General features: G+C 68.3%; 4 protein-coding genes. All 4 read right to left on the bottom strand.

Annotated elements, in window-relative coordinates:
- Nucleotides 1-167 precede the first annotated feature (167 nt).
- On the bottom strand, nucleotides 168-1,946 hold the full coding sequence (locus QOL99_RS14170) for an ABC transporter substrate-binding protein (protein ID WP_285524769.1): 1,779 nt from the start codon (nucleotides 1,944-1,946) through the stop codon (nucleotides 168-170).
- Between the two features lie 27 nt (nucleotides 1,947-1,973).
- Entirely contained in the window at nucleotides 1,974-3,098 is a 1,125-nt protein-coding gene (locus QOL99_RS14165) for an ABC transporter permease (RefSeq protein WP_285524767.1), read from the bottom strand.
- A complete protein-coding gene (locus QOL99_RS14160) occupies nucleotides 3,095-4,066 on the bottom strand; it encodes an ABC transporter permease (protein WP_285524765.1) in 972 nt (323 codons plus the stop codon). Before QOL99_RS14160 ends, QOL99_RS14165 begins: the two co-directional genes overlap by 4 nt.
- Before the next feature lie 157 nt (nucleotides 4,067-4,223).
- Nucleotides 4,224-5,999 carry an ABC transporter substrate-binding protein gene (locus tag QOL99_RS14155; RefSeq protein ID WP_285524763.1) on the bottom strand — a complete coding sequence of 592 codons (1,776 nt, stop codon included), beginning with the start codon at nucleotides 5,997-5,999 and terminating at the stop codon, nucleotides 4,224-4,226.
- Nucleotides 6,000-6,246: the final 247 nt, after the last annotated feature.

The following is a 6,246-nucleotide window of genomic DNA, read 5'->3' as shown; positions in this document are numbered from 1 at the left end:
ACGCCCGCGCGGGCCAGCGCGACCGCCGCCGGGGTCAGGTCGCGGGTGACGCCGCTGGGGTTGGTGAGCAGGCCGACCCGGCTCCACCCCGCCGCCCGCTCCGGGGCCGCGAGCAGGTGTTCCAGGCCGAGGCGCTCCGTCACGCTGCTCTCCTCACCTCGCCCCACTCACTTCTCGAACACGCTGTAGTTGCTGGAAATCACCCGGTTGTCCCGCACGTAGAAGTTGCCCAGGCGGTCGTGGAAGGCGGCCACCGAGTCGGGTTTGGCGATCAGGATGACCGGGAGGTTGCGGGCGAAGAGCCACTGCCACTCGGTGTAGAGCCGCTTGCGCTGGGCCTGGTTTCCCAGGGCCTCGGCCTGCGCGAAGATGTCGTGGATGCGCCGCTCGGCGGGAGTCATGGCCGCGAGGTTCGGCGTGCCGCCCTCCTGCGCGGGTTGCAGGCTGCGCCGCCAGTAGTGCAGGGCGCCGCCGGGCTGCCAGATGTCCTTGCGAAGCTGCGGGTCGGGCTGGTCCCCGAAGGTGCTGAGGACCGACTCGAAGTTCCCGGCGAGCGCGGTCGGCAGCACCGTGCTCCCGGTGATGCCCTGGAGGTTGACCTTGATCCCGAGGCGCCCGAGGTCACTCTGGAGAATCACCGCGATGCCCGGCATGATGGTGTTGTCGGCCGCGTGCAGGATGTTGAATTCCACGTTCGGCCCACCGCCCGGAAAGTTGCGGATGCCGTCGCGGTTGGTGTCCCGGTAGCCCAGGCCGTCGAGCCGCACGCCCGCCTGCCCCAGGTTGTAGCTGCGCAGGTAGCTGCGGGTGTTGGTGTACCACTCGCTGATGGGCGCGACCCCGTGCCCCGGCAGGCTGGCGAGGCCGTTGTACACGGTGTCGATGATCCGTTCGCGGTTGACCGCGAGCTGCATCGCCTCGCGGAAGCGCAGGTCGCTGAAGGCTTTTTTCAGGTTGGCGTCCCGGCTGTCCTGGTTGAAGGCCCAGTGGACCGGCGGGTTGTTCAGCCCGATGCCGCGAATCACCCGGAACTTCGCCCCCGCCAGTTCCTGCCGCTTGAGGTCCGGGAACTGCGCCCCGGTGATGGGCGCCGAGTCGAGCTGCCCGGCCCGGAAGGCGGCGATCTGCGCGTCGGGGCTCTTGATGATCAGGTATTCCAGACGGTCCATGTAGGGGAGCTGGGTGCCGCGCGGGTCACGCCGCCACGAGTTGGGATTGCGGACCAGCGAGACCTTCTGGTCCACCGTGTAGCTGCCGAGCATGAAGGGGCCGGTGCCCACGATCTCGGAGAGGGGCGCGTTGGTCGCCCACGCCTTCATGAAGCCGTCGGGGTCCCTCAGCGGCTGGTACTTGGCGAGCTTGTGCTGCGGCAGGATGGGCACGAAGGTCAGTGCCTGGAGCATCGCCCCGTAGGGTTTGGGGGCCGTCACCCGCACCGTGTAGGCGTCCACCTTGCGGAAGGTCAGCGGGTCCTTGCCGATCTTGAAGACGGCGGACTGGTTGGCCCGCAGCCCGGTGTTGCTCGCCACGTCCACCAGCGTGAAGATCACGTCGTCGGCGTTGAAATTCTGCCCGTCGCTCCACTTGACGCCCCGGCGCAGCTTGAGGGTGGCGCTGCGGCCGTCCGGCGAGAAGGTCCACGACTCGGCCAGCGCGGGATAGAGCCGGTTCGTCAGGGGGTCGAGCGTGATCAGCCGGTCGAGGACGTTGTTCATCACCGTGTAGGTGTTGTTGTCCAGCACCGCGAAATAGTTGAAGCTCTGCGGGCTGGACACGATGGAGAGGGTCAGCGTGCCACCCTTTTTCCCGACCGTCTGGAAGAGGGAGGGGGGCACGTTGGCCCGGCTCTGGTTGGCCTGGGCGTGTGCGGGGGCGCAGAGGGCGAGGCTGACGGTGAGGGCGGCGAGCAGGGGAGCGGCCGGGGAAGGAGCAGGGCGTGCGGTCATGGCGTACCTCCGGGGGCGGGCGCGGGGTTAGCGGCTCTGGGTGTCGGCGGCGTCCCGCAGCGCGTCGCCCAGGAAGTTGAAGGCCAGCACGGAAATCACGATCAGCAGCCCCGGCGCGAGCAGCCAGGGGTAGAGGCTCAGCGTCTCGAAGTTCTGCGCGTCCTTGAGGAGGAGGCCCCAGCTCGTCATGGGCTCCTTGATGCCCAGCCCCAGGAAACTCAGGGCACTCTCGCCCAGGATGTAGCCTGGCAGCGCGAGGGTGGCGGTCACGATCAGGATCGAACTCAGGTTGGGCATGATGTGCCGCAGCACCACCCGCAGGTCGGACGCGCCCACCGCCCGCGCCGCCTGCACGTAGTCCACCGACCGCGCCGACAGCACCTGCCCGCGCACGATCCGCGCCAGCCCCGCCCAGCCGATCAGGGCGAGGACCGCGATGATCCCGAGGTACACCCAGGTACTCGGCCAGCGGGCCGGGATGATGGTCGAGAGCGCCAGCAGGATGGGCAGCCGGGGGAAACTCAGCAGCACCTCGGTCGTCCTCTGAATCAGCCCGTCCACCCACCCGCCGAGGTAGCCGCTGAGGCCCCCCAGCACGATGCCGATGGAAAAGCTGATCAGCACGCCGATCACGCCCACCGTCAGGCTGACCTGCGCCCCCACCAGCGTCCGCGAGAGCAGGTCGCGCCCGAACTTGTCGGTCCCCAGCAGGAAGGCGGTTCCCTGCGGCACCCCGAAGAGGTGCCACTGGCTGCGGAAGACGCCCAGGATGTTGTACCCGTAACGGGCCGGGTCGTCCCCCCGGACGAAAAAGAGGATGGGCAGCGGGCGCTCGCGGTTCTCCGCGAAGGTGCTGGCGAAGGTCACCGGGTCGCGCGTCTTTTCCACCGGGTAGATGAAGGGGCGCGTGAGCTGGCCCTGGTGAATCACACGCACCCGCTGCGGCGGCTGGTTGGGAAAGTCGGGATGCTGCGCGGTGATGGAATACGGCGCCAGGAAGCCCGACAGCAGCGCCATCAGGTACAGCCCCGCGAGCACCCACGCGCTGACCACGCCCACCCGGTTGCGCCGGAAACGCCGCAGCGCCAGCGCGAGTGGGCTGGTCGCGCGGGGAGTGGCGGGCGCCGCGGCAGGGGAAGGAATCGCCGTCATTCGAACCGGATCCGGGGGTCCGCCCACGCGAGCGCGAGGTCGGCGAGCAGGTTCCCGACGAGCAGCAGCAGCGCGCTGAACAGCAGCAGCGTCATGGCGACGTACTGGTCCTTGTTCAGCAGGCTGTCGTACAGGAAGGGGCCGATGGTGGGCAGGTTCAGCACGATGGACGCGATGATGGTGCCCGAGATGAGGCTGGGCAGGCTCAGCCCGGCGAGGCTGATCAGGGGGTTGACCGCGTTCCGCACCGCGTGCCGCCACAGCACCCGGTTGGCCGCCAGCCCCTTGGCCCGCGCCGTCCGCACGTAATCCTGGTTGATCACGTCCAGCATCGACGCCCGCATCTGCCGCATCAGGCCCGCGACCCCCTCCAGCCCGATGGCGATCATCGGAATCCACAGGTGATTCAGGAGGTCGAGAAACTTGGCGAGGCTCCACGGCGCGTCGATGAACTGCGGGCTGAACAGGCCACCCACGTTCGTCCCGCCGAAGTTGAGCACCAGCGCGATCAGCAGCAGCGCGACCAGAAAATCCGGCGTGGCGAGGCTGACATACCCGAAGAAGTTCAGGATGGTCGCGCCGGGGCCGTAGCGGTTCAGGGCCGTGTAGATGCCCAGCGGGATGGCGATGGCCCAGCTCACGAGGAGGGTCAGCACGGCCAGGAACACCGTCCAGCCCAGCCGCTCCCAGATCAGCGAACTGACCGGGCGGCCGTTGACAAAGGAATAGCCGAAGTCGCCCTCGGTCACGATCCCCTTGATCCAGGTCAGGTACTGCACGTAGGCGGGCTGGTCGAGGCCGAGCTGCCGGGTGACCAACTCCACCGTCTCGCGGGTCACGCGCGGGTCCTCGAGGTACTGGTCGATAAAGCTGCCGGGTTGCAGCCGGATCACCACGAAGCACACCACCGAGATCAGCAGCAGCGTGGGCACCATGCCCAGGATGCGGCGCAGGGCGTAGGTCAGCATGGCGGGGGGGTGGGGAAGAACAAGAGGGCGACTCCATCTTTTCTCCCTCTCCCCTTGCGGGGGAGGGTTGGGGAGGGGGGGGGCAAGCAACGCTTGCCCTCAAAACGCGGGATGCGCTCCCCCCTCAAGCGATCAGCCATCAACCGCTCACGGCTTCCTACTTCTGGTAGATCAGCGGCACCGGGTTGTACCCGGGAATCACGCCGAGGTTGTAGATGTAGTTGCCGAACTTGTTGCTGACGGCCCCGATGTTCTCGGGCTTGGCGATGGGCGTGACCGGCAGGTTCTGGGCAAAGAGGAGTTGCCAGCGGGTGTACAGGGCCTTGCGGCGGCTGGCGCTGGTCGTGACGGCCGCGTCCTCGAAGATGTTGTAGATCTCGCGCTCCCAGCTCGCCATGCGGGTCAGGTTGGGCCGTCCGCCGTCCTGGGCGGGCTGGAGGCTGCGGTGCCAGTAGTACAGGGCGCCGCCGGGCTGCCAGATGGGCTTGCGCAGTTCGGGGTCGGGCTGGTCGCCGAAAGCGTGCAGGATCATCTCCCAGTCGCCGCTTTGCCCGGTCGAGAGCAGCCGCGAGGACAGGATGCCGCGCAGGTTGACCTTCACGCCGATGCGGGCGAAGTCGCTCTGGAGGATGGTGGCGATGGCCGGGTAGACGCTCGAATCGGTGCCGTAGGTCAGGTCGAACTCCAGGTTGCCGCCGCCGGGCAGGTTGCGGATGCCGTCGCGGTTGGTGTCGCGCAGGCCCAGCGCGTCGAGGGCCTGTCCCGCCGCCGCGAGGTTGAAGGAGCCGAGCTGCCGGGTGGTGTTGGCGTACCACTCGCGGTTGACCGGCGCGATGCCGTGCCCCGGTGCGCTCGCCAGCCCGTTGTACACGGTGTCGATGATGCGCTCGCGGTTCAGGGCGCTCTGCATCGCCCGGCGGAAGCGCACGTCGCTGAAGACGCGGGCCAGCGCCGCGTTCTTGGCGTCGAAATTGTAGGCCACGAAGGGCGGGGAGCCGAACAGGGCCGTCGAGCGGAAGACCTTGAAGGGAGCGCCCGCCACCTCCCGCTGCTTGAGGTCCGGGAACTGCGCCCCCGAGATGTTGAGCTGGTCGATATTCCCCGCCAGGAACTGCGCGACCTGCGCCTGGGGGTCGCGGATAATCAGGAACTCCAGCCCGGCGAGGTAGGGCAGCTTGGTGCCGCGTGCGTCCACCTTCCAGTAGTTGGGGTTGCGGGTCAGGGTGACCTTTTGCCCGGCGGTGTAGTTGCTGAGGCGGAAGGGGCCGGTGCCCACCACGTCGGCCTCGCGGACGTTGCTGGGCCAGGCCGTGTTGATGTCGGCGGGCTTGGCGCCGCCTTCTTGCGAGTACCTGAGCAGCTTGTGCTTGGGCATGATGAACGAGCGCATCTGGAGCAAGAAGGCCGGGCTGGGGCGCGGCAGCACGAAGCGCACGGTGTTCGCGTTGACCTTGCGGACCTCGACCTGCTTGCCGTCGAGCTTGAAGGACGCGGCGTCGCCCGCCCGCGCTTCCGGGTTCATGATGATCTGGCTGTAGGTGAAGACCACGTCGTCGGCGTCGAACGCCTGCCCGTCGCTCCACTTGACGCCCTGGCGCAGCCGGAAGGTGTAGGTGCGGCCGTCGGGGCTGATGGTCCAGCTCTCGGCCAGCGCGGGCTCGACCTTGTAGGTCGCGTAGTTGAACTCGACCAGCCCGTCGAACAGCTGCTGCGAGATCAGCCCGAGGTTGTTGTCGATCACCCCGTAGTAAAAGAGGCTCTGCGGGCTGTCGCCCAGCGCCAGGGTGTAGGTGCCGCCGGGCTTGCCGTTGGTGATGCCGAGGCTGCCGTAGCCGGTGACCTTCTTGGGCGCGGCCAGGGCGCCGCTGCACAGGGCGAGGGTAACGAGACCGGCGAGGCCGCAAAGGCGCGGCAGCGGGGAGCGCGTGGGCATGGAAGTCCTCCGGGGAAAGGGGCGAATTGTGGCCAAGGTGACGCCCCCAGCATAAGACCACTTGCAGACCTCTGCAAGCCTTTCCCCGGATTGGTCTGCAAGTGGTACGGTAAGCGGGATGTCCCCGACCGCCCTGCCCTGGCTGGTGCCCCTCGACGCCGGGAGCGCCACCCCCGCCTACCTGCAGCTCGCGCAGGGGCTGGCCGCCCGCATCGAGGGGGGCGAGCTGCCGGGCGGCACGGCCCTG

Source organism: Deinococcus rhizophilus, assembly GCF_030271215.1.
Taxonomy (GTDB): Bacteria; Deinococcota; Deinococci; order Deinococcales; family Deinococcaceae; genus Deinococcus; species Deinococcus rhizophilus.
This window is presented reverse-complemented; position numbering and strand designations above follow the sequence as displayed.